The 23,469-nt window shown below is 39.5% G+C and carries 20 protein-coding genes and 1 tRNA gene; 5 read left to right on the forward strand and 16 right to left on the reverse strand.

Going from position 1 to position 23,469, the window contains the following annotated elements; translation table 11 throughout:
* Positions 1–3: 3 nt before the first annotated feature.
* The 9 genes from E2I05_RS12455 to E2I05_RS12495 all read right to left on the reverse strand — a co-directional run bounded on the left by E2I05_RS12455 (position 4) and on the right by E2I05_RS12495 (position 9,984).
* A complete protein-coding gene (locus tag E2I05_RS12455; protein ID WP_207805286.1) occupies positions 4–987 on the reverse strand; it encodes a type VI secretion system baseplate subunit TssG in 984 nt (327 codons plus the stop codon).
* Positions 969–2,750: a type VI secretion system baseplate subunit TssF gene (gene tssF / locus E2I05_RS12460; RefSeq protein WP_121853614.1), complete on the reverse strand. Its 1,782-nt coding sequence runs from the start codon at positions 2,748–2,750 to the stop codon at positions 969–971. Before tssF ends, E2I05_RS12455 begins: the two co-directional genes overlap by 19 nt.
* Positions 2,743–3,165: a type VI secretion system baseplate subunit TssE gene (tssE, locus tag E2I05_RS12465; RefSeq protein WP_207805285.1), complete on the reverse strand. Its 423-nt coding sequence runs from the start codon at positions 3,163–3,165 to the stop codon at positions 2,743–2,745. Before tssE ends, tssF begins: the two co-directional genes overlap by 8 nt.
* A gap of 5 nt (positions 3,166–3,170) precedes the next feature.
* A complete protein-coding gene (locus tag E2I05_RS12470) occupies positions 3,171–4,517 on the reverse strand; it encodes a type VI secretion system contractile sheath domain-containing protein (RefSeq protein ID WP_121853612.1) in 1,347 nt (448 codons plus the stop codon).
* 80 nt (positions 4,518–4,597) lie between these two features.
* Positions 4,598–6,073 carry a type VI secretion system contractile sheath large subunit gene (tssC, locus tag E2I05_RS12475; protein WP_121853611.1) on the reverse strand — a complete coding sequence of 492 codons (1,476 nt, stop codon included), beginning with the start codon at positions 6,071–6,073 and terminating at the stop codon, positions 4,598–4,600.
* The gene (gene tssB, locus E2I05_RS12480; protein ID WP_121853610.1) at positions 6,073–6,582 is read right to left on the reverse strand and encodes a type VI secretion system contractile sheath small subunit; all 510 of its coding nucleotides are present in this window, start codon (positions 6,580–6,582) and stop codon (positions 6,073–6,075) included. Before tssB ends, tssC begins: the two co-directional genes overlap by 1 nt.
* Positions 6,583–6,674: 92 nt before the next feature.
* Complete coding sequence (locus E2I05_RS12485; protein WP_121853609.1) at positions 6,675–7,193, reverse strand: Hcp family type VI secretion system effector; 519 nt, start codon at positions 7,191–7,193, stop codon at positions 6,675–6,677.
* Between the two features lie 34 nt (positions 7,194–7,227).
* The gene (locus E2I05_RS12490) at positions 7,228–8,610 is read right to left on the reverse strand and encodes a type VI secretion system protein TssA (protein WP_121853608.1); all 1,383 of its coding nucleotides are present in this window, start codon (positions 8,608–8,610) and stop codon (positions 7,228–7,230) included.
* Between the two features lie 21 nt (positions 8,611–8,631).
* The gene (locus E2I05_RS12495; RefSeq protein ID WP_207805284.1) at positions 8,632–9,984 is read right to left on the reverse strand and encodes a hypothetical protein; all 1,353 of its coding nucleotides are present in this window, start codon (positions 9,982–9,984) and stop codon (positions 8,632–8,634) included.
* A 1,051-nt stretch (positions 9,985–11,035) separates the two neighbouring features.
* On the opposite strand from E2I05_RS12495, the gene E2I05_RS12500 reads away from it, so the two are divergent.
* Genes E2I05_RS12500 through E2I05_RS12510 form a run of 3 tightly spaced genes read left to right on the forward strand, consistent with a single transcriptional unit; the run spans position 11,036 to position 13,929 of the window.
* Positions 11,036–13,027 carry a type VI secretion system Vgr family protein gene (locus E2I05_RS12500; protein ID WP_121853607.1) on the forward strand — a complete coding sequence of 664 codons (1,992 nt, stop codon included), beginning with the start codon at positions 11,036–11,038 and terminating at the stop codon, positions 13,025–13,027.
* Entirely contained in the window at positions 13,027–13,590 is a 564-nt protein-coding gene (locus tag E2I05_RS12505; RefSeq protein ID WP_121853606.1) for a DUF6931 family protein, read from the forward strand. Before E2I05_RS12500 ends, E2I05_RS12505 begins: the two co-directional genes overlap by 1 nt.
* 42 nt (positions 13,591–13,632) lie before the next feature.
* Entirely contained in the window at positions 13,633–13,929 is a 297-nt protein-coding gene (locus tag E2I05_RS12510; protein WP_121853605.1) for a PAAR domain-containing protein, read from the forward strand.
* 30 nt (positions 13,930–13,959) lie between these two features.
* Here E2I05_RS12510 and E2I05_RS12515 read toward each other — a convergent pair whose 3' ends face one another.
* The 3 genes from E2I05_RS12515 to E2I05_RS12525 form a co-directional block, all read right to left on the reverse strand.
* A complete protein-coding gene (locus tag E2I05_RS12515; RefSeq protein ID WP_121853604.1) occupies positions 13,960–14,217 on the reverse strand; it encodes a VF530 family protein in 258 nt (85 codons plus the stop codon).
* A gap of 753 nt (positions 14,218–14,970) precedes the next feature.
* Positions 14,971–16,851, reverse strand: coding sequence for a hypothetical protein (locus E2I05_RS12520; protein ID WP_121855264.1), 1,881 nt, complete (start codon positions 16,849–16,851; stop codon positions 14,971–14,973).
* 462 nt (positions 16,852–17,313) lie between these two features.
* Positions 17,314–17,403, reverse strand: a tRNA-Ser gene (locus tag E2I05_RS12525).
* A gap of 513 nt (positions 17,404–17,916) precedes the next feature.
* Here E2I05_RS12525 and E2I05_RS12535 point away from each other — a divergent pair.
* Entirely contained in the window at positions 17,917–19,422 is a 1,506-nt protein-coding gene (locus E2I05_RS12535) for a transposase (protein ID WP_133309675.1), read from the forward strand.
* Positions 19,423–19,457: 35 nt separating this feature from the next.
* Here the strand turns inward: E2I05_RS12535 and E2I05_RS12540 are convergent, their stop codons facing one another.
* On the reverse strand, positions 19,458–20,210 hold the full coding sequence (locus E2I05_RS12540; protein WP_133309676.1) for a site-specific integrase: 753 nt from the start codon (positions 20,208–20,210) through the stop codon (positions 19,458–19,460).
* Between the two features lie 231 nt (positions 20,211–20,441).
* Here E2I05_RS12540 and E2I05_RS12545 point away from each other — a divergent pair, with 231 nt between their 5' ends.
* A complete protein-coding gene (locus E2I05_RS12545; RefSeq protein WP_121855324.1) occupies positions 20,442–20,855 on the forward strand; it encodes a hypothetical protein in 414 nt (137 codons plus the stop codon).
* A 309-nt stretch (positions 20,856–21,164) separates the two neighbouring features.
* On the opposite strand, the gene E2I05_RS12550 is transcribed toward E2I05_RS12545, so the two are convergent.
* Genes E2I05_RS12550 through E2I05_RS12555 form a run of 3 tightly spaced genes read right to left on the reverse strand, consistent with a single transcriptional unit; the run spans position 21,165 to position 23,120 of the window.
* Complete coding sequence (locus E2I05_RS12550; RefSeq protein ID WP_133309859.1) at positions 21,165–22,232, reverse strand: IS91 family transposase; 1,068 nt, start codon at positions 22,230–22,232, stop codon at positions 21,165–21,167.
* Positions 22,232–22,456: a tyrosine-type recombinase/integrase gene (locus tag E2I05_RS22775; protein ID WP_244935404.1), complete on the reverse strand. Its 225-nt coding sequence runs from the start codon at positions 22,454–22,456 to the stop codon at positions 22,232–22,234. Before E2I05_RS22775 ends, E2I05_RS12550 begins: the two co-directional genes overlap by 1 nt.
* Complete coding sequence (locus E2I05_RS12555) at positions 22,392–23,120, reverse strand: site-specific integrase (protein ID WP_280525300.1); 729 nt, start codon at positions 23,118–23,120, stop codon at positions 22,392–22,394. Before E2I05_RS12555 ends, E2I05_RS22775 begins: the two co-directional genes overlap by 65 nt.
* Between the last annotated feature and the right edge of the window lie 349 nt (positions 23,121–23,469).

Genomic DNA, 23,469 nt, shown 5'->3' on the forward strand with positions numbered 1-23,469 from the left:
TCCCTAGTTCGCACTGAACGGCATTTCTACAAACTGCTGTATCATTCCACTGTTATCCATCCATGCTGTTTGCCCAATTTTGATATCATTATCAGCAGCACTTGACAGTTTAATTCGTGGTAAATAGCAGCTATTTACTTTCATATAGAGCTTAAATTTAAAGTTAATCCCCATGTACGATCTAACCATATGCTCAATAGCGGGTACCATATTGGGATCATTGTGAATTTTTAAGTAATTTTGGTAATCTTTCGGACAGATTTTTATTTTTAATTTTTGTCCTACTAAAGCTGCGTTTTTTCCAATAAGCGCATCACAACCAAGACGGTTATTTTGACCTGCACGACCTAATGAGGTAAGTGAGCAAGGCGTTAACGGTTGGTACTCAAGCCCTGAATGCTCAATCTCAAATGTTGATTGAAAATAATCAGTTAACATATTCTGCAATGTTACTGGACATGTTAGCTTAAGCCCCATGATTCCCGTGTATTGAATAAAATGGCTTTTCGGAATTGAGTCAATATCTTGATCCATCCCACTTAAGTTAGACAGCAAGCTGCTAATCGATTTCGCATCAGAATTCCAATCAAAACACTCCTCTTCCATTTGACTGGTCAGGTCGTGCTTAATTTCAGCTTGGCATTGCAATGAATAATATCGATTATTGAAACCGTTAAAAAAGTCTATGGAAGCTTCATCACCTAAATCAAACAATGATGAAAGTGCTTTTTTATACATACTTCTTGGTATCGAGCCATTGTTACCCGATAAAGCTGGCAGACCGGTTAACATTGTCCACCCCGAACGATCACTATGCTGTACATTCGTTACTTGGCTTTGATAATACGCAGGCAAGATTTCGCTACCAAAGCGAACTTTTGGCTTTATACCATCATGTTGAGCCATGTGCTTTATTAACTGCAAAGTACGCGCTAATTCAGCGCCATCACCAAGTTGGAGTTCTTTACCTATAAGAGACTTTTGCAACCCGCCCTCCTAGGAAATTGTAAGTAAGCTCGATCTTGGCCTTCAATTCTGATATCAACTTGGGTAAAGCTATTGAAGCCAGCAAAATACGAAAAAAATCTATCTAACATTCGACTAAACAAAGCGACACCACCGTTTACATCTGAGGTGTCTAATGTAACGGTAATTTTCGTACCATAGGCAAAGCAGCTTTTACCCGATACTCTGATAGGAGCAACAACCTGCTCTTGCTCTATATTCACAACAGATTCAATGTAGGCGCTATTTTGTGAGCTTTTATTATGGTTATACAAATAAAGGACATTTTTGAGTGTTCTTCTTGGGTGCTTGCTGCCTAAAATACTGTGGTAATTAAAATGTAAATGACATAATAGTGCCCATACACTTTGACTGATATCTTCGTTTCTAAATGGCAAAGATGGGCGTTTTAACAGTTGCATTTTTGCCGGAATCGTTAACGAATCTCTGCACTTAATTTGGCTTGAAATAGGCAGTTGCGACGCTTTATTTCCGTGTGTAGCTGTTGCTTGTATTGACCAAGTTCTTGTTTGTCCACGTGCGCTAACATGCTCTAAATCGGCGACTTGAAGTGAGCTTTCTAGTTGACCGTTTTCATGCATCTCTTGGTTTAACTGCCAACGTAACCCTGTTTCAGATGAGTGGTATTTCTCTCCATAAATTTTAGGAACCGTAACCACTTTCTCATCAGTTACGTCCAAAACTGTGTCCACGGAAAAGAGTTCAATGCCTTCAATTTGGGTGGAGTCGAGCACGATTGGATACTGTTTTTTAAAAAAATCGATAACCACTGGATCGGTAGTTGTTCGATGTAAATCCACCACTGGTGTGCAGAATAATGAGAAGTTATCAATCGACAGACTTCTCGCTAAATCGACACTCAGCTCATCCAAAAATAATTGCAGCTTGAAGGTATTGCCTTTCACTTCAGAAAGTGCATTTTTAAGATCAAATTTAAAACCATTAAACCGTTCTGCGAACATGAAAAACTCTGTCAACAAAACAAAACCACCGAAACTAGCCGCCTGTGACGGTAACACAGTATCTTTTTCGTCAAAACCAACAGGGCTCATCACCTGACGGCCGAGTAATATCGCTTGCTCATCATCAAAGACTGCAATTTCAGATACCGATTGTGATAACACATCATAAAGCTTCAATGCAGAATTGGTTTCACCTTTTAAATGCAGTTTTAGCGAATCGATATCAAGTTCAGCTATCGACATACCTTCATCTACGGTTTCAAACTTTATTTCTAACAAGGCTTTAGCCTGTTCTGCTTTTTTGGGTTTAGCAAAAATAAATGGCGCAAAATACACATTTGCTGACGCCATTTTGATTGGATAAAGCGTTACATCTTCAGTTGTCCGTAGGATGGCTTTAGTATCATCTTTGCCTTTAACATCAAACTCGGTTTGTGCTGGTATCACATGATTTGCACTCGCTGAATCATCAATCACAAAGTCCAACATGCTATAAGACGGTATTGCTCGTAAGTAATGTGGAAAAAGTATCCTTACGAGGCTTTCAGTAAACTCAGGAAAAGAGCCATCTAATCGATGCTGTAATTTGCCATTAAGTAGAGCCACACTTTCTATTAAACGAGCGATTTGTGGATCGTCTATACCATCTTTACTCAGCCCTAGCCCACTGGCGGCATTAGGATGTTTAGCCGCAAATAACGCTCCCTCTTTTTGAATAAAGCGAAGTTCTTGCTCAAAATAGGAAAGCAATGAATCAGACAAAATTTGACTTCCTTACATCAAGTTTATTTGAGCTAAAATTTAATACTGAATCGAATATGGTCGTTTCTGAGCCTGCTGCTGAATGCATAATTGCTGATATTCTGAACTGCAAATGATTAAATGTGCTTGATTTATTAGTCAATTCGAGTGACACCTGAGTGAGCCTTGGTTCATATAAACGGATCAATTCACTAATATCTGCCAATATAACTTCAACATTCGCCTTACTTTGTGAAGGCGTGAAATGACGAATACCAAGATGAACAATTGAACCTTGAATTGTTTCTACTTCCGTATCACTATAATCACGCCACAGCGGAGCTCGACTCGAAATTAATGCACAAACATTATCGATAATCGCATCTCGAATTGAATCTGTATCATCGTTAACCCATGTTTGGGTTAATTTAGCCATTATGCTCATAACGACTCACCGACTTCTTTACTTGAAAGGGATGTACTCAGTACTACTTGAGCATCCAAAATCTCATACTGATATTGAGGTTGAAGCGTGATTTGGCATAGATATCGTGTTTGATCTGCAGGATCAACTTTCATCAACACTTCACTGGACTTTAAGGGATACCTAGCCATGACAGAATCTTCGCCGTAATCCAATTCACTGATGTATTGCTGCAACCAACGCTCTAAACTCCGTTTGCAGTCGTTGACGCTATCATAGCCGCCGACTTGATCTCTGGTTTGGGCTTTTATGTAATGCCCAAAACGGCATGCCATTAAGTTTGTTTGCAACATCCCTAACACACGATCGGCTTCAGTAGGTGATTTCCAAACGGATTGATTACTAAAAAAGCCTTTTTGTTCTGTTAAATACAAACTGGTGAGCGGTATAAAACCTTTTTCTGACCAAAAACCATCTTCTTCACTGAAAATATCAACTTTTGCTTTTGTAGGAGTCTGGAATTCTTGATCAACAATAGCACCATAGTGACCTGTTTGATTGTATGATCGTAAGAAACCAAACCAACTTATTCTATCGAACTCTCTAATCACGTTAATCGCCATAAGATATGGACTATTGCCCCATAACGCGTTGGTATTTGTATTACTCTCATTAAACACAAAGCCGGCTGTATGATTTCTGTATGGCCCACGCAAGTAATATTCTGGTAAGACTAAATGCAAAAAACGCGATGAGAGTTTTTCACGCAATAAGCTCCACGACCGATAGTCATTGCTTTCTAAAATTCGACTGATACGTTTTCCGTCGTGCAAAAGCCTGTTCGGATCATCACCAAAAAAATATTCATCCACTCCAAGAAGTACCGGACATAAGGCTTTTTCACCTAATTCAGATAACAGTTGTAGTGTGTATAAGTCGTCATAGTCACAGTCGTCGACAAATTCAGGGTTAACTTTATGGTCAACAACAAGCAGTCCATAAGGTGTTCCACCTGCTGTATCAAGCTCTTTCGAATAAATTTTTCTAAAAAGCGATGTGTATTTAATATCAAACGATAAATTTAGATCCGCCGATATGCTGTTCCAATCAAAATCTAATACTTTAATTTTTACACGACGTTGCGAGACAGGGAGTTGAACTAAACTCTCCAGCCCAAGCCAGCTGGCTTCTAATCGTTTAAAGTTTTGATCTTGAATTACGGATGATAATTGAGAACTGATCGTGTTATCGAGCAAGGCAATAAGTTTTACGAGTGTTGCATGAAATCGTGTGTGATCCTGCGCCTGCGCACATTCATTTAACTTTAACCAAAATGGTGCTAAAAAAGGCAAGTCGTTTATCATCTATAACTTCAAATAGTCTTATTAACTCTCAGAAAAACAAGGATGCAAAAATGCACCCTTGCAGGAAAACTCGCTGTCGATTAACCCGGAATATTAGCAACCATACGCAGTGAGGTGCTCAGTTCTTCCATTTGCAACCACGGGCGTAAATAAGCTACAGCCGAATACGCACCTGGACGACCAGCTTGCTCTTCAACGGTTACTTTTGCTTCAACCAATGGATGACGAGCTTTTGATTCATTACCAATTGCATTTGGATTGACATACTGATGAATCCAAGTATTCAGCTCTTTTTCGACATCACTTGGCTCTAGATGCGAACCAATCCGGTCACGTCCCATTACTTTTAAGTACTGGGCAATTCGGCTACTTGCCATCGTGTATGGTAAACGGGCAGAAATGGCTGCATTAGCAGTAGCATCAGGATCTGTGTATGTTTTCGGTTTATGAGCCGTTTGCGCTCCCATAAATACCGCATAGTTACTGTTTTTATAATGTACTAATGGTAAGAAACCTAAATCACTGAGTTCTTTCTCACGTTCATCAGTTAAATTAACTTCTGTTGGGCATTGTTGGATTAAATCACCTGCTTCAGAGTTATAAGTAAAGTTTGGTAAGTTTTGAACTTTACCGCCATTATCCATGCCACGAATCGCTGTACACCAACCGAATTGAGTAAATGCTTGCGTCATCAACAAACCATGTTCATAGGCAGCATTGCTCCAAACAAAATCTTTGTCTGAAGTCACAATCGCTGAGCCATCGGCACGGGTTTCAAGCTCTTCAAAATCAAACGATTTAACTGGTACTGAGTTAGCCCCGTATGGAAGACGTGCCATTGTTTTAGGCAGTGTTAATGCAACATAGCGGGAATCATCACTGACTCTAAATGCATTCCAACTGGCATAAGCTGGAGAGTCAAACCCTGCGGCAACAGGCTTGCCGTCAGCAAAGGTTGAAAATGATTCAAAATCAAACATGCTAGCATTTGCCGCAGCAATAAATGGTGAATGAGAAGCCGCAGCTACTTCACCCATGTAACGAAGCAAAGCAACGTCTTCATCGCCGTAACCAAATTCGTAGTCACCAATCAAAGCACCATAAGGTTGACCACCAGCGGTACCAAATTCTTCTTGGTAAACCATAGTGAAAAAGCGGCTACGATCAATGGCTGGCGCATCCTCAAACTGCTCAAGCAATTCGTCTTTGGTGTAGTCAGCAAGTTTAATTTTTAGATCTGGGCCTAGTTCACTATTTTTAATCAGTTTTTGTAATCCTAACCAAGTACCTTCTAACTTTTGAAAGTCACTATTTTGAAGTACGTCTGATAACTGAGCCGAAATATTACGATCAATTGCTTTAATCGCTTTTTCTATTGTTAGTGTTAAGTTTTTATCCCATGTCACAGTGCCATCAAGCGCCTGTGCAGTAAGAATTGATAGTAATTCTTTTGTTGAATCAGCAGGTGTTTGAGCTGTCGCGGAAATAGCACGTTCAAGAATACTCGTTTGTTCAACGGTTTCTGCTGCTTCTGAAGCTTGTTGTTCAGTAGACATTATTCATCTCCCTCTTTTTTCACACCTAACTCTTCAGCCAAACCTTGGATGGCATCGGCGCTCTGAAGCACTTCTTTTAGTAGGCGTTCAAGATCACGAGAACGATCTGCTTTACTTAATAGAACCTTTAGTTGGTTACGGATTTCTACCAAATTTTTGAGAGGTTCGATTTTCTCAACCAGATTCTCAGGATGGAAATCTTTCATTGAGCTGAAGCTAAGATTAACTTCAAACTGGCTATCATCATTGGCAAGTTTATTGTCGACTTTAAATGATAATCTAGGATTAACTTGACCCATTACTGAGTCAAAATTGTCTTTATCAATTCCTGTGAACTCTCGTTCTTCCAAGTCAACCTTTTCTGACTCAGGTTTATGGCCAGAAAAATCACCGATAACGCCAACGACAAATGGCAGTTCTTTGGTTTCTACTGCTCCGTTTGTTTCCACATCGTAGGTAATGCTAACGCGGTTTTTGCTCACGCGCTTATGTTGTGAATTCAATGCCATGATTAATTCCCATTTACGATACTAATAAAAGTTAAGATGCTAAAAATAGGAGCATCGCAACGGCGAGGCTCCTAACTGTTTTATGTTACTGGTTACTTAGCACCAGATAGCAGCTTACCTTGTGGCAAGTTGTAAGTGACGATGCCACCTTCTTTCACTTCACCGCCTTCAAGCTCGTAGTTGTGTTTCTGTGAAATTTCAGTGTATGAAAGAGATACACTTTCACTAGGCTGAGAACCATCAGAACCCGTTACGTTGTAAGACACTAAGCGCGCTTGTGTAAGTTTGATTTGGAAATATAACTTTGCACCTGAACCGTCAGCTTCTGGTTTAGTGAAAGCTATTTCTACTGTTTTACCTTCTTTACCTGGGTTAAATAGGTATGAAAGTAAGTCTTCTGACGCCCCATCAACTTGCTTAGTTAAATTAACTTCAGACAATGCCACCATGCCCGCGTCGGCGTTATTACCATTACCGATATCCATTGCAACATTACGCACGCCACCCCAACTATATGAACGAACAGCGAACCAACCTGTACCGTCCAAACCTTCAACTGTGGCACCGCCTTTAACATCAACACCATCAATTCGCATATAGATACTAGCCATATATAAGTCCTTACTTCATTTATTTATGTTTGTTCTACCAACTCAACGCTGTTGATTTAGCAGGGCTCCCATTTTTAGGGTTTTGGTTTATTTGAGTATCAGCTCTTGGAACATCTGACACTGATGCTTCTACAGGTTTTGACCCAATTGTTGCGGCCACATTTGCAACCTTAGAAGCCGCTTTTACACCGCTGGATTGGTTCGAAATTTCAGGTAGTAATACCTGATCACTTTGATCCAACCCTGCTGTATTAAAAATTTTGTTGAGAAGACCACCTTCAGGCTCTTCCAGCATTTCTTTAAGTAAATCTGGCAGTGACATCCCTCCCCAACGGATAGCCTTTTCGATTAGGAAAGACACAGGACTGTGTGGTTCACTTTGTCGAAAGTAGTCAGAGATCTCTCGCAATTGATGCAATGCAACATTTCTATTAATACTATTCATTGCAGCGGTTTGAGACATATTTTGAGATTGTGTCATCATAATCTGCTGCTCCTGTTGAATAGCTTGTGTTTCCGTTGTAAGTTTTTCACTGCTGAGTTCGTCTTTGCTTACTTCATTTTTTAACTCTGTTTCTGTAGAGGACTCAGTATTCACTGCATTTTCCATTGCAGGCTTTAATCCAGTAAGGTATTGAATCGCTTTATCAAACTTACCAAGCAGTGTTTTCACAAAGTTAAAATTTGGAGACAATACTCCGGCGCTTTGACAATGTTTATCGCAAACTAGAGACATACGGTCGATTTCAACAATTGCTCGTTGCAAATTATTTAATTTTCTTTGAACCGTTGTTCTTTCCGCGCCCAATAACTGAGCGGCATTTTGTTTGATAAGTCCAATCTCGCCACGACGTTCTGCACTCTGATATTGATAAAAACTAATATCTCCAATTAAAGGCAGCATCAATACTGGCGCGTACAATAAGCAGCTTTCTTCACTGTCACCAAGCAATTGAAAAAAGGCTTTTGCTTTTGCTTTTGCCTGTTCGGCCGTATGCTCTTCTATCGAGTCGCCTTTTAGCTTTTCGATAGGCAGAACCGGATTTAAAACGCCCCAATTCGTGTCAAGCAGTTCTGCGAACCATTCCAGTGATTTTGTAAAACTTGCAACCGTTGAATCCATGAAAAGTTGAGACGCTAAAAACCAGCCAATCAGCTCGATATCACGGCTCGATTTACGAAATACTTGTAATAACTCATTGGCTAAAGCTGACCAATTTTCTGCGTTTTCTTCTTGCAAAACATCAAGTTCATTACCATCAGGGTTTTGACTGAGCTTTCGCAGTGATGTTTGCGCCAAATTAAAGGCATTACGTAGCTGTCTAAAAGCAGCTTTATCCCCTTTTATGTAATAACCGCAAAATGATTCATCATTGATTGGTTGTAATAGCTCTTGGCGTAAGTCTTCAGAAAACAATGGACATTCCTTACAATTCGTTTACGGGTTCATTCCAGCTAATGTTGCTTCTGCACTCGCCTGCCTTGCTCTTGAATCTTTAAATAGACCCGCTTCTGAGTCATGCAGTGCTGAAAGTGCAAGCCCTGCTGCCAATCTTTGCTCAGGAGTTTTAATCGCCCATTCTGGGATTACTGCAAATTCATGTCCGTCGAGCAATGCTTTGCCACCTGTTAACTCATCCAAGCGGGCATTGACGATGCCATCTTTGCTAGTAAATGCGATGCCATAACCATCGATATAATCCTGAACATAGGATCCTGAAAGTGATTTAAGTTTTTCTATGTAGCTCACACCCTTATCATATTTTTCTTGATACTTTTTCTTATGAACATCAGGGTTATTCAATGCATCTCCCGAGCTCAATAACTGAAGAAACTTTTGTGGATGCGCAACAAAGCCAGACCCCATTACCATTGCAGCTATAACCGGAGTAGTAACGACAACATTCTGAAACCAATACGAAAATTCTTTATGATTATTGATAAGCGCCGTTGCATCTCCTCGACGATCCCATTCCTTACTTGCCTTATTCAGCACTCGTTTAACTAATGCGAATTGGACAAGTCTATCTAAGGCATCAACAATGCGTTCAAGTATTCCTGTCACCAAACTAACAATAGAGCCTGCTCCTCCTGCAGCGTCACCAGCAGCTTCAAGCCCTATGCTTGTCATTCCTAATGCTGTAGATTTAACTCCACCAGCAATTCCTGTAATAGAATGACGCGCAAGCGCGTTAGCAATTATTGAAGGGTGCCCTCCTAGTAATTCAACACCTCGTCCAGCGTATAACTGAGTCACTAAATCTTTCGATTTTAAAATCGCCTGTTTAACGCCTGAATAAATATCAGCGGCACTTTGCAAATAGCCAAGCCCTGGAATTAAAGACGATAAATCTCCTGCAAATTCAGAAACAAGAAACATTCCAAACTCAGTTACCCATTCGGCAGAACCAAGTATTGCACCGTGAACTGACTTTACTTTTTCAATCAATTCGTGAAAAAAGTTAGATAACATCCCTTTAATTTTTTCAATTACTGCTGAAGTTGCCTCACCGATCACTGAAACACCGCTAACAAACTTTTTACCTGCAGCCGATTTTTTCAATAACTTTGCGGCAAAATTTTTCGCATCTGTTAAAGGTTCGGTATTGATTACAAAACTATCAACTAATGGAAGCGAAATAGAAACTTTGGCCATGTCTGTCTTCGCAAGAAAGTACATTGCTCCATATCTTGCATCAGCCATGCTTTTTAACTGAGCTTCTACTGCTGAATTATCAGCATTACCAAATAAAGTATTTTTTATACGGCGTTTGAAAACCTTAAACTGCATATTAATATTTCCTTAATTAGTAAATGCTATTTTATAGAATTGCACTGGCTGTTATATGAAAATGTTGTACAGAGAATCAAATGACGCCCTCTACAGTGTATAATCAAAGTTAAATTAACAGACCTCATGAAATACAAATATATTTCATACCACCCCAATATTTCAACATTTATAAATAGAGTTTAAAGTCTATTATCTTTTTATAAGCAACCAATTTGATTTGCGCACAAATAAAATATCAAGCAATATGAAACTCAAATAACAGTTGAAAAATTAATGAACTTTTAAAGTGAAGACTTTGATTTTAATTTTACTGTTACGCAACATCAACCGTCAAGAAAATAGTAAATCGACCCACTGTAAAACAACAACCTGAAATCACAAACCCCAAGCAAGATAACACAAGATGTTGATATTAAAAGAATATGCCAACCAAGTTAGTCAGAAATTTTATTAACTTAACCCATTATATAATTTTAAAACAAAAACTATATACTTTATAAGATTTTATTTATATCATCCCAATTGTTAGCTCAACATATATCAATGTTAAACTTACTGTCTTACCAACAAATACAAAACCTTAATTTGCGCACAAATAAAAATAAGAGTAAATATTCAAATTTGATTATTTTTCGCTCTATGCTTTGATTGTTTTTGACTCTATATTTTGTTGCCCCAATATTATTCAATATTTTATTATTGCAATTTCTTGACCTACATTTAAAATATTAACGTTTAATTTTTATAGCCATTGATATTTTTAGAAATAAAAAACAAATAACACTTATAACTTAACAGTCTTTAACTATCAGGGTAAACGCATGAATGTTTTTCGAGAAAAACCGTAGACTTTATAATCCGTCATTCCCGTGAAAATGGGAATCCAGTGACTTTGAGTATTCTAATATAAGGCACTAGATGACCGACATACAAAACTGTCGTTATTTCATTGCCTACTTTCGTGGAAATGACGAAATTACCACATGGAGTTGTGCATATATCACTCGTGCGGTTGCACTGATTTAACTATTAAGGAAGTTTATAAAATATGGCCAAAAGTCAGTTTTCAGCATCACCCCGACCATTAACTGCTAAAATTGATAGCAAAGGCCCCTATATCGCCACAAAGCTACTTTGTAAAGAAGCGATTTCTTCAACAAGTAAGCTTATTATTTCGATTGTTACTGAATCTGTTATTGATGACAACGTATTAGGGAAACCCATAAGCATAGATGTTAAATATAAAGATGAATCCCGCCAGTTTCATGGGCTTGTTCTCAGCATAGAACAAACAGAATACAGCCAAGAAAAAGAATTGTACTATTTTCAAATAGAAGCTTGTGATCCTCTGTCTTTGTTGGCATATCGAACTAATACCCAAATTTTTCAAAATTTAACGACTAAAAGAGTCATCGAAACTCTTTTAGAAGATGCTGACTTTAAAAGCTACGTTAAGCTATCAGTTTCAGGCTCTGGACAAGAGCTCGAATATTGCACACAGATGAACGAAAGCGATTTAGCATTCATGCGTCGATTAATGTCAATGGAAGGCTGGCACTACCGTTTAGATCACACAGGTTCTAAGCCTGTTGTCATCATATCAGATTCTAATCAAGGCTTCGAAAGCACTGATAAAAGTACTTTCTATTACAGAGATGGTTCAATTGAACCAGAGCGAGTTATCGTACAATGGCATCACAAAAACCAAATCGGCACAGCGAAAATTTCTATAGCCGATCATACCCAAGCGCTTGCTGAAGTATTTGAAAGCGATGAAAGGAAAAGCACTGCAACGGGCAACCTCACTAGCTTGACGAGTTATCAATTTGGACAAGGTTTAAATGAAAAAAGCGTATTAAGAAACTCTGCCAAGCTACAAATGGAAGCCTTGGATGTCGAACGATTATCTTCCAGAGTGGTTTCACGTATCGCTGTGCTTTCATGCGGCTCAAAATTTAAATTAGCCAAACATCCTATTTCTGAAACTAATCAAGAATACGTAGTAACTCAAATTACTCATAAGTTTGAACACTCCGAAACGGGTTCTCAAATTCAGTACCAAAACCAGTTTAAGTGTATTCCCCATTCAGTCACATATCGGCCTGCTTATATTTCTAAACCAACAGTCCAAGGTATACATAGCGCGACGGTTACAGGCCCGAACGGTGATGAAGTATATACAGATAAGGCCGGCCAGATTAAAGTTCAATTCCACTGGGATAAAACCGGCACAAATGATGAAAACACTTCTTGCTGGCTGCCTGTAACCCAAGGATTTGCCAGTAAAGGTTTTGGTATGCAGTTTCTACCTAGGATTGGTGATGAGGTGCTGGTGCAATATATTGATGGTAACCCCGATCGTCCTGTAGTGGTAGGGTCAATTTATAATAAAACCAATGAAGCACCATATTCAGAAGCCACACAGTGTGGAATAAAAACTCGTACAACACCTAATGGAAGTAGTGAAAAAGGCAACGAATTAAGATTTGAAGATCAAGAAGATAAAGAAGAAGTCTATCTGCGAGCAGAAAAAGATTTGCTCCTTGAAGTTAATAATGATTCCACCACCACCATTACAGGGCTGCAAGTCACAACGGTTGAAAAAACGTTAGACATGAGCAGTAAAGAAAATCTCACATTAAAAACCGAAAAAGACCTCTTAGCGAACAGCAAAGGAACACTAACAGCTTCAGCAGATAAAGACACAATAATTGAAGCCGGCTCTAATGCAGAAATCACGGCAAAGTCTTCGATAAAAGTGGATGGGCAAGAAGTATCTATAAGCGGTAAATCAAAAATAGAACTTAAAGTCGGCGCATGCACATTGGAAATCAGTGCCAGCGGCATAAAACTTGATGCGCCTCAAATAGAGATATCAGGCAAAGCCAAAGCTGAAATGAAAGCCGCGATGGTAACGATTGAAGGGCAAGGAAAAACAGACGTAAAAGGTGCAATGGTAACAATCGAAGGTAGCGCTATGACACAAGTTAAAGCAGGCGCGATGGTTCAAGTGAAAGGCGGAATAGCCATGGTAAATTAATGAAACTACTAAAAGTACCCTATGAAAAACCACAAGACATTTTTTCTCTATATGAGCCAAAACCAGAAATAGTAAAACTGAGTGAAAATGCAGAGTCACCCTATGATTTGATCACTGAGGCATCGAAAAATTCGCTTTTTTCAGATGTGATCATATTTCTCGCCCATGGACTTCCTGTTAGAGAAGCGGTTTGGTGGGCTGCAAATTGCGCCAGTTCAAGAACCGATTGGAATGAACACGAACAAAACGCAATTAGAGCAGCAAAAGCATGGGTTCACACTCCTGACGAAACAAGCAGGCGCTTCGCTGAAGAAATGGTTAAGTTAGCAGGCCTAGAATCAGGTGCCGGTTGGGCGGCACAAGCTGCTTTTTGGAGTGGTGGAAGTATGATTGAAGCTAGCGCACCAATTGTTGCACCACCAGCTTATATCTACTCTCAAGCTGTTGCAGGTTGCATAAACCTTACTGCTGTTCTTCCTGATGCTTCTCAAGCCATAGAAAGATATAAGACTTATCTAGATATAGGAATTAATATCGCATTCGGTGGAAATGGACAAAGTTAATGACACCTTAACCTCTAATTTTAAAAAACTATAGGAATTTAAATGTTTCCAGCAGCAAGAGCAACTGACATGCACGTTTGCCCAATGCAAACACCCGCAATTGTACCAATACCACATGTTGGAGGGCCGCTGCTTCCCATGCCTTCAACGGTATTAATTGGTAACTTACCTGCGGCTACAATGGGGCAAATGGCAGTATGCGTTGGACCGCCTGATAGCGTAATAAAAGGTAGTGGTACAGTACTATTCGGTAATATGCCTGCTGTAAGAATGCTAGACTCAACGGCACATGGTGGAACAATTATTTTAGGCTGGCCAACGGTTTTAGTTGGTGGTTAATTCGGAGATACCAAACTCTCCTGTTTTAACTCAGCCAGTCAGTCGCTTTTTTTGATTCCAAGGAGAGTTTGAACTGAATGTAGCGATATAAAGTTCTTCAACTTGAGTTCTTGCCCACTGCTCTTTTCGTAAAAACTTAAGAGAAGACTTAATAGACGGATCATTGCGAAAACAATTTATTTTAATTCGCTTCGCAAGACCATCCCAGCCCAAACGCTGCTCCAACTTTGTTACTACCATTTCTAACGTTATTCCATGCAATGGATTGTTCGCTTGCGTTATAGCCATTATTTTTCTCAATAAATTGTGTCGAAGTTACTCGTTGCAATCAAACCGTTGAAAGCAAGAGTTTGATTTGATTCAGATCACGGAAAGAGTTATTTTAACTAACTTTGCATCGGCAAAAAAGAAGAGAAATGCATAATCCTATATAAATCGGTTGAACGCAAAATTTAACTTTAATTTATTGAAGTTAAATACAAAATTAAACAACTCAAATTCACCCATCAGGTGAGTGTTGAACATTCATATACTTACCAAAATCACCGCTAGCTACGTTGAGATAATTTTGTGAAGTAATTTTTGCACATACATAGCTCTGAGTTGAGCATTTACGTTGCTGTCTCTGGTTTATGGCCATGTAATCGCTTGGCTGCGTATACGTTGAGACAAATCCCGCAACAGAATAAAGCGCTTCGTGGCGCTCCCTAGAAACATCAGTTGACTGCGTTCTCAAGCGTAGAAAAAATGGCTGATAATAAGGCGTAGCTTGCAGCAAGTAGTTATTCTACTTGCAAAAGTTACAACGCGGATAGCAGTCATTTTAGCAAGCTTGTGAGCGTAGAGCACTTCACTCATTGGGTGAAAGCCATGATGATAAAATCATCATATTGCTCAAACAGTTACTCATATACTCAGCGTTCAACTGATGATTTTAGGTTGAACAGATAAATGCTCAAATAGCACAAAATTTAATCCTGAAAGATCAACAGACCCTAATGCTTTATTTATAATATAGTTAATTGGTACAAATGGTATAAGCTACTTTTTTAGTTTATGCACTTGTCGCTTCAAACTGTGTGCTATTCCATTGAAATTTAAAGATATTAAAGCATCATAAAGTTGTTCTACTTTAACCCGTTCGAAATAAGGGGTAATTTTGTTAAGCAAACTCAACTTAGAAAAAGGAATTAATCTTCCATTTTCATCTTTCACATTCATATATACTGCTATTTTAACTAATTCTTCGGTCTTCATGTCAACAAAAATTTGAGTAAACTGTTCCTTACCAAGTGAAATGGCTTGGAGTTTCCAATTAGGATTTTGATCAGCAACACTTGGATATTGTGTTCTTGTTTGTGGATTTATGCCTTGTGGGTATTGAGCTTCAATACCCTCTGCAACTCCGTTAATTCCGTACTTTCTAAGTTGAAGGGTTAGTGTATGCCAGCTTTTTGGAGATACAAGATTTCGCTCATCACCATTAATCCAAGCATCTAAAATATATAACAATTTGAGACCTTGAGGGTATCGAGAAATTTGTGATATAGGAATACCAAGCGAACTCCCGAAGGTTTGAAAATTAACAATCTCATCGAGTAAAACTGATAGTCGCCCTAAATCAGTAGATTGAATAATCGCATTAGATGCCCGTTTTGGAGTAACTGCATCATCAACCTGCCTCACATTAGGAGCTGTATGTGATTCTCTTGTAGTTGAAAATGGCTGAGACTGTGTTCGTGGAACAATAGCCTTATTAACAGAACCATGAGGTTCGACATTTTGCATATGACTGGCTGTTTGACTCTGTTGCTCTGTTGCATATTCTCTACACAATCGTTCAAGTTTTTGTACTTTACCGCCTTCACCAATTTCTTGTAGTTTTTTCTTCAAATTTTTTAAGTTAAAACGTAGGCGATCAGAACCATATGACCCAACTTTCCATGCGTGAGGCATCCGTGTTGAAAGGTGTTCGAAATTGTTCGATACATAGGCATGCCCCACCATCCCAATTGCATTACACAATTTTGCACAACATTCATTCGAAAGACCATTAATAATCGTTCTAGCAATACTTTCTAACTTAAAATCATCCTTAACATCCCTTTCTAGTAAACCTTTTAATTGACTATCCTCTAATTCGTTAAGAGTTACGCTTGGCTTTGCTAGGGTTAAGGGTACTTCGGTTTCACCTATAACGGCTGGATACTGTTTAGAAACATCTTCAGCCAAGCCCAATTGTCCGATTTTATACAAAGCTTGTGCTAAAACATTAAAACACGGATATTTAGAGTGTGATAAAACTTGATCACAGCAATCTAACCAAGATTGAATCAAATCAAATAGATTACTTTTTTTATCAGCAATCCTTATTTGAGCTAACCCTAGCATTGCAAAGAGTTTGCAGTAATCATCAGGGCAAAGCTGACCTATTAAGTCACTAACACGACAAAAGTCACTTGAATCTAACAAAGTATTTGATGCTTTAGGGGTGACATGTTCAGGAATTTTGGCTAGCATTTCCCCAGCTTGAATAGATTGTGTTATGTATTGAGCCAGTCTGTTTTCATCAATGCCATTAAGCGCTACTATTAAGTTACTCCATGTCGGAACTCCAGTACAATTCAATACATTATCGGCTTTGCTTAACCAGCGATTTACTACGACCACTCTAAATTTCTCATCATCAATGTCTAATTTACTTAGTTCATCTACATTAATCCCTAAGTCAACGCCTAAAAGTAATAAAGAATCATATGGAAGTTCTCTTAATTGTTTGTGAACTAGAGGAAAATCATTAAGTGTTAACTCTTCAACTAAGGAACTAATTCTCTCCAAATCATTAGGAGCCTTAGATGCTGAGCTAGTTTGCTCTCCTGCATAAGGCATAAAGCGATCTGAACCATAAGCTGATACTGACATAGTGTCACTCCGAAACAATTTGATATTTTTCGTTCCAAATATGCATTACTCAGAGAGTAAGGCAAAGTGATAGGCTTCAAAATTGGAACGAACCAGAAAAAATTTACACAGATAACTAATCGTAATATAGAGACAATATGCTGAACCGCCCTTGAACCTAAAAACATCAGTTGACTGCGTTCTCAAGCGTAGAAAAAATGGCTGATAGTAAGGCGTAGCTTGCAGCAAGTAGAAACGAAGTAACGACAGTTTTGTATGTCGGTAGCCACTACTTGCTGCTATTCATGCCTTGCTATCAGTAATTTTTTCTGCGTATATGAACGCTCCCAACCGATTTATTTAGATTAAACTATCCAAGGTAAAGTAAGAAAACCAGCTAGAGTAAGCATCTCAGGAGGAACTTCCTAGATGGAAGAACAACAAAGCAAAAAGGCTACTCAATTGAGTAGCCTTTTCTTAATGTGGCGGAGGAGCAGGGATTTGAACCCTGGAACGGGATAAACCGTTGCCGGTTTTCAAGACCGGTGCATTCGACCACTCTGCCACCCCTCCGAACGCCGACAAAGATACTGATATTCAGATCCTTTGTAAACAAAAAAAACATTATTAATGGTTGAATGATTATTTAGCGTTCAAAATCTAAAGCTTAAAAAGCTAAAAATTAAATGCCACGCCCATTCGCATTACTGAAAGGGCGTGTTTTTCACTCAGTTTATTGCCAAAATATCACGCAACAAATCGGTAAGGCCTACGCCGACGTAGCGCCACAGCAAGTAACGTAACCAAGAAAATACCTCCAACAGAACCACCGCTTTTCTTTTGAGGTTTGGGTTCTGGCTCGTTTTCTGGCGGTGGAGTCGTTGTCTGAACATTATTGATTGTAACCTCAATTGTTTTGGGTGTGGGTCTTTTAAAACGACGAAGTTATCCACATCTGTATAACCTCTGTTTGGATTGCTTTTTGTGGAACCCATCAGATACGGGTAACAAATAAATGAGAAAATCTGAGGAGAAAAACGTTATTTATTGAGATAATAAGCCGACTAAAACTATTCTCAAAATAAAATGCCGATACTCGACCGAACACCGCTTAACTCCTCAGACAAATTCGAACTTCTCTTAAAAACTATCGCTTGCCAAGTGCATGGTGCAGTTTCTTCTCTTTCTGATGAATTTAATGTTTCTCGTAAAGCCGTTTACTCCGCTAAATATGCGGCTCAATCGGCACTAAAGTGCCTTGTTACTACCAACGACGAATCTGATGTCATTACATCTGTAAATGTTGACGTACCACATCTTCGCCGTTCTATTGTGGCTTTATCAATCACAGCACCTAACTCTATTCGAGCAATTGAAGAACAAATCCCACTCATTTATCCAGGCTGTAAAGTCAGTTACGGTTACATTCAAGGCGTTATCGTTGAAGCTCAAGAGCAGGCTAAGTTATTTAACGAAAAAGTGTCGCTATCAGCCATAAAGAGTGTGGCCATCGATGAGATGTTCAGCCAAGGTGACCCCGTACTTGCTGGGATAGATCTCGAAAGTGGTTATTTATTTTCACTCTCTCACGAACAAAAGCGTGACGGTGAAACTTGGGCACGAGTTTTAGGTGAAGCTAAATCACAAGGATTATCACCTCAGCACGTCGTTAAAGATGGAGCAAAAGGAATAGCGAAAGGCGTTAGCATGAGCTTTGAACATGCAGAGCAACGTGATGATGCTTTCCATGCGTTGTATATCGTAGGTAAGGCGCTGAGAAAGGTTGAACGTCGGGCGTACTACTACATTGATAAAGAGGCTAGTTTGGAAAAAAGATTGCATAAAGATGTATTCGATACAGAGAAAAAGCAGCAGGCAATGGTTGATTTCTTAGGCGTGCAAGCGAAATGTGAGCAAGCGATTGAGCAATATGAAAGTGGAACGAAAAGCAGAAATCATCTCCACCAAGCTTTGACCAGTATTTCCATGAAAACGGGTAGCCTCATGACGAAAAAACAGGCTGAAGCCTTGCTAACGAAGGCTGTTGATGGCTTAAAAAATACTGAGCATAAAGATGGCATCACCGCTGCTAGATACATAAAAAATCGTTTGAAAGGACTGACATTAGCAACTCAAGCACTTCACGAAAAGTTACTGAAACTTGGCGAACTTTATCCTCAAGAATGCGTTGAAGTGGCTTGTCGCTTCTCTGAACGAAAGCGCCAATTACGAAAAGCTAAACCTTGGAAAATAGCGCGGTATCAGAAAGAATTAGTTGGCAGTTATCAGTGGTTGCGACTCCGTTTAGGCAAGAGTGCCAGCGAACTTATGCTGCAAGTGGAAGCGTTGCATCAAACTCGCCACAGAGCATCAAGTGCCATTGAAGGATTTAATGCCACTCTACGGTCTTACCTTTATGTCCGTAAAGGAGTCAATCAAGGTTTCCTCGAGTTATTTAAAGCTTGGTACAACCTTCGCTCAAGACGCTGGGGGAAACATAAAGGAACTTCATCGTATCAGAATATCACAGGGAAAAAAGTTGATGACTGGCTAACAATGCTGAATTTTCCACCTTCGGATTTACACCACTAAGCACTCACAAACTTTGTGTGATTTACGGTAGCGGTTCAACTGAGGTTGAGCTGGCGATCTCTCTTTGATTTGTTACCTTTAAGACCTATGTTTTGATCAGTCCTGATTTTTTTAAAAATGCCACATTCAGTGACAATTTTTCTCATGGCTTTTTGTACTCCGCCCTTATCCATTGGTTGGTTAGAGTGGCTATGTTTACTGGGGAATAACCAATTGCGATGTCGATGTGTTTGCCAATAAGCTCGAAGTGCTGCAAGCGTTCTTCGAGGAAGTGGAACCAATCGGTCTTGACCACCTTTGCCGTCACGCACATGGACTTGCATACTGGCCTTGTCGATGTCACCGATTTGTAAATGAATGCCTTCATTGAGTCGAAGTCCTAGGCTGTATAATGTCAACAAGAACACTTGATATCTCAGCTGCTCGGTACGACTTATTATCAAAGCGACTTCATCAACGGATAACGTATCAGGTAATCGTTTTACCTGCTGAGGTTTAACAATATCGAGCCATTGCCACTTCTTATTGAGGGTGAACGCATAAAAGAATTGCAAGCCGTTACGGTCAACCTTGACGGTGCTCCATGAGTGCGAAAGTATTAATGCATTAAAATAATCTTTGAGTTCTTGGGTACAAAGGTTATCAGGACACCGACCGAAATGGTTGGCAATGCGCCTAACGGCACGACTGTAACTGTCAATCGTTGCCTTGCGCTTGCCTTGCAGTCGTAAGTTGGTAATATGTTGTTTATATAGAAAATCAAAACGTTGTTGTTCGTAGGGTGTCATAAAATACTCCTCAAGTTATCCAGCCACATGGCGGTAAGAGAAGTATTACTCAGAGCTTATAATGATATGATTAATTGTTGTTTAACCGCTGTTTCTGCCGCACAGCGGCTTCGTTCAACAAGCAAATCAACAGGACAAATACTGTTTGGCTTTTGTCGCTGCGCTCCAAAATTTTAGCCAAACACCATTTGCCCGTTATTTGGGCGTTATGCATTTCAATAAAGGGAAGTTATGAAGTCACTAAAAATTACATTTTCAATTTTGTTTATTTCTTTTTTAAGCGCATGTGTTTCAACAGACGTTTATATTCCAAATTCTAGTGACATGAAAAATGCTGATTATGGTTCTTATCCAAGCAATTACCAAGAGTTGGTAAAAAGCTATATGCAGCGTCGCTTAAAAGATCCTGAATCCGCTAAATATAGGTTCAAGGGTAAACCTATAAAATGGTATGAACCATCTCAAACATTAGCTACTACAGTTTTTAACTACCAATTAACTGTCTTTATAAACGCAAAGAACAGTTATGGTGGTTATGCTGGGGAAAGTGAATATCGTTTTAGCATTAAAAATGGTGTTATAACTAAGTGCTCTGATATAACAGAGGCATCAAGTGGTCGTATATCAAGTAACTGGCAATGCTAATTTATGTTGCATAGGTTATTGTAAACCAATGCATAACAAATAAGGATAGGCGTAGCGAAGCCTGCGCCTTATCCAGTTGTTGAACAAGCCCGGTGCCACTTATATATGCAAATATCTCTGATATGTTTTTAAGATTGGAGTGAGCCATTTCTCGACTCACTTTTTAAAAGGTGTAACTCATCCTTGATGGCGATCTTGCGATTCTTGTTACCATCAATACCTTGTTTCGTTTGATTGTCGTTTTTTGCTTATTTATGCCCTCTAAAATTAACCATTACATTATCCTTATTATTCGTTTCAATCGTATTTTCAGCCATAGCCGAACGGTCTAGTAATGCCTAAAAAGATCATAGGCTGCTGACAACAACGGCACAGGCATTGTGCTTTTTTCCGAGCGACTGGCTTTATAATGCTTAAATCCAACTTGTGCGCCATTATTAAACACAGCTGAATTTTCTTGAGCGTCTTGCTTGCTCCGCCATGCAGTAATCCATAATCTCTGACTCGCCGAAATCCTTTAGGGATGACGTGTTGCAGTATTTGCCACAAGAACTTAAGTGTCGGCAATGTCTTAATCTGTGTTTGTTTGGTTTCACTGTCGATGTAGCGAAAGCTAACGGTGTCATCGGCTACCTTAACGATATCTCTGTCGGGTAATACACCACGGTAAAGGTATCGAGACAGATACTTAAGCGCAGGCAAACCTTTACCCACATGGCGACAATTCACGACCCATTTTTTAGGGATTTTACTGGGCAGCTTAAGCTTGAGTTGATGGTTCAAGGCTTCGAGCATTCTTGCTCGCCAAACCTTGGCAAGGCTATCCGTATTAAACAGATAGTCTCCTTTATTTTTGCGCCATTCATTACGGCCTTTATGGTAGCCGCCAGCGGGTATTATCACGTGTATGTGTGGGTGAAATTGACGCTGGCGACCATGGGTGTGCAACACGCAGGTGAAACCGATATCGGCCTGCCAGCTTTTTTTATTGCGGCCAAAGTCTTTCAAAATACTGGCTACTACTGCGAACATGGCATCAAACACGGTTTGCTGATGTTGAAATGTCAACGCTCGCAACTGTGATGGCAAAGTGAACGTATCCATATAGTAATCGACAGGCAACAATTTCATTTGCTGACGATTAAGCCAATCTTGAGTCGTATTGTGTTGGCATAAATTACAGCTGCGATGACCGCAGGACAGTGGCAAGTCTTGATAACGATGACAGTCATCGCATTGCCATTGGCTGCAACCTTTATTGAAGGTCTTGCAACTGAGCATGGCATTCATGGCCTGATGGTGTTCATTGGTGAGCTTATGCTGATATTCAAGTTTAAAGGCGTCAAGGTGCTCAGATAATATGTCTACGAAGTGCATCACTTATCCCTCCAAGTGAGAGGAAGTGAGTCGGTTAAGTCATTAATGGTGTCTCTTGTAGATTGTGATTTAACTTCGGTCAGCTTGGTATAAATGAGTGTGGTGTTGAGGCTTTTGTGACCGAGCGCCACTTGAATGCTGCGTAGGTCAACGCCTCGCTCAAGAAGATGGGTTGCATAGCAATGACGTAAAGAGTGGGGACTGATTTTTTTTAAAAATGCCACATTCAGTGACAATTTTTCTCATGGCTTTTTGTACTCCGCCCTTATCTATTGGTTGGTTAGAGTGGCTATGTTTACTGGGGAATAACCAATTGGGATGTCGATGTGTTTGCCAATAAGCTCGAAGTGCTGCAAGCGTTCTTCGAGGAAGTGGAACCAATCGGTCTTGACCACCTTTGCCGTCACGCACATGGACTTGCATACTGGCCTTGTCGATGTCACCGATTTGTAAATGAATGCCTTCATTGAGTCGAAGTCCTAGGCTGTAAAGTGTCAACAAGAACACTTGATATCTAAGCTGCTCGGTACGACTTATTATCAAAGCGACTTCATCAACGGATAACGTATCAGGTAACCGTTTTACCTGCTGAGGTTTAACAATATCGAGCCATTGCCACTTCTTATTGAGGGTGAACGCATAAAAGAATTGCAAGCCGTTACGGTCAACCTTGACGGTGCTCCATGAGTGCGAAAGTATTAATGCATTAAAATAATCTTTGAGTTCTTGGGTACAAAGGTTATCAGGACACCGACCGAAATGGTTGGCAATGCGCCTCACGGCACGACTGTAACTGTCAATCGTTGCCTTGCGCTTGCCTTGCAGTCGTAAGTTGGTAATATGTTGTTTATATAGAAAATCAAAACGTTGTTGTTCGTAGGGTGTCATAAAATACTCCTCAAGTTATCCTGCCACATGGCGGTAAGAGAAGTATTACTCAGAGCTTATAATGATATGATTAATTGTTGTTTAACCGCTGTTTCTGCCGCACAGCGGCTTCGTTCAACAAGCTGAATAAAAATAAAAAATAACCTGATATATTGAATGGCAAGTTTCATCTAACCTGCCAATCTTTACATAGTTTAATTGCCTAAAAATTAAGCAAGAAGTTAAGTTTCTCTTATATTCTAGCAATCTAAACCTTATCATTTATAGATGAACACTTTATTTCATTATCTGGAAGCATGTTTTTGTGCAAATATCAAAGTAAACAATATGATAAAATTGTGATTATTTA

It is taken from the genome of Parashewanella spongiae (genome assembly GCF_004358345.1).
GTDB classification, from domain to species: Bacteria; Pseudomonadota; Gammaproteobacteria; order Enterobacterales; family Shewanellaceae; genus Parashewanella; species Parashewanella spongiae.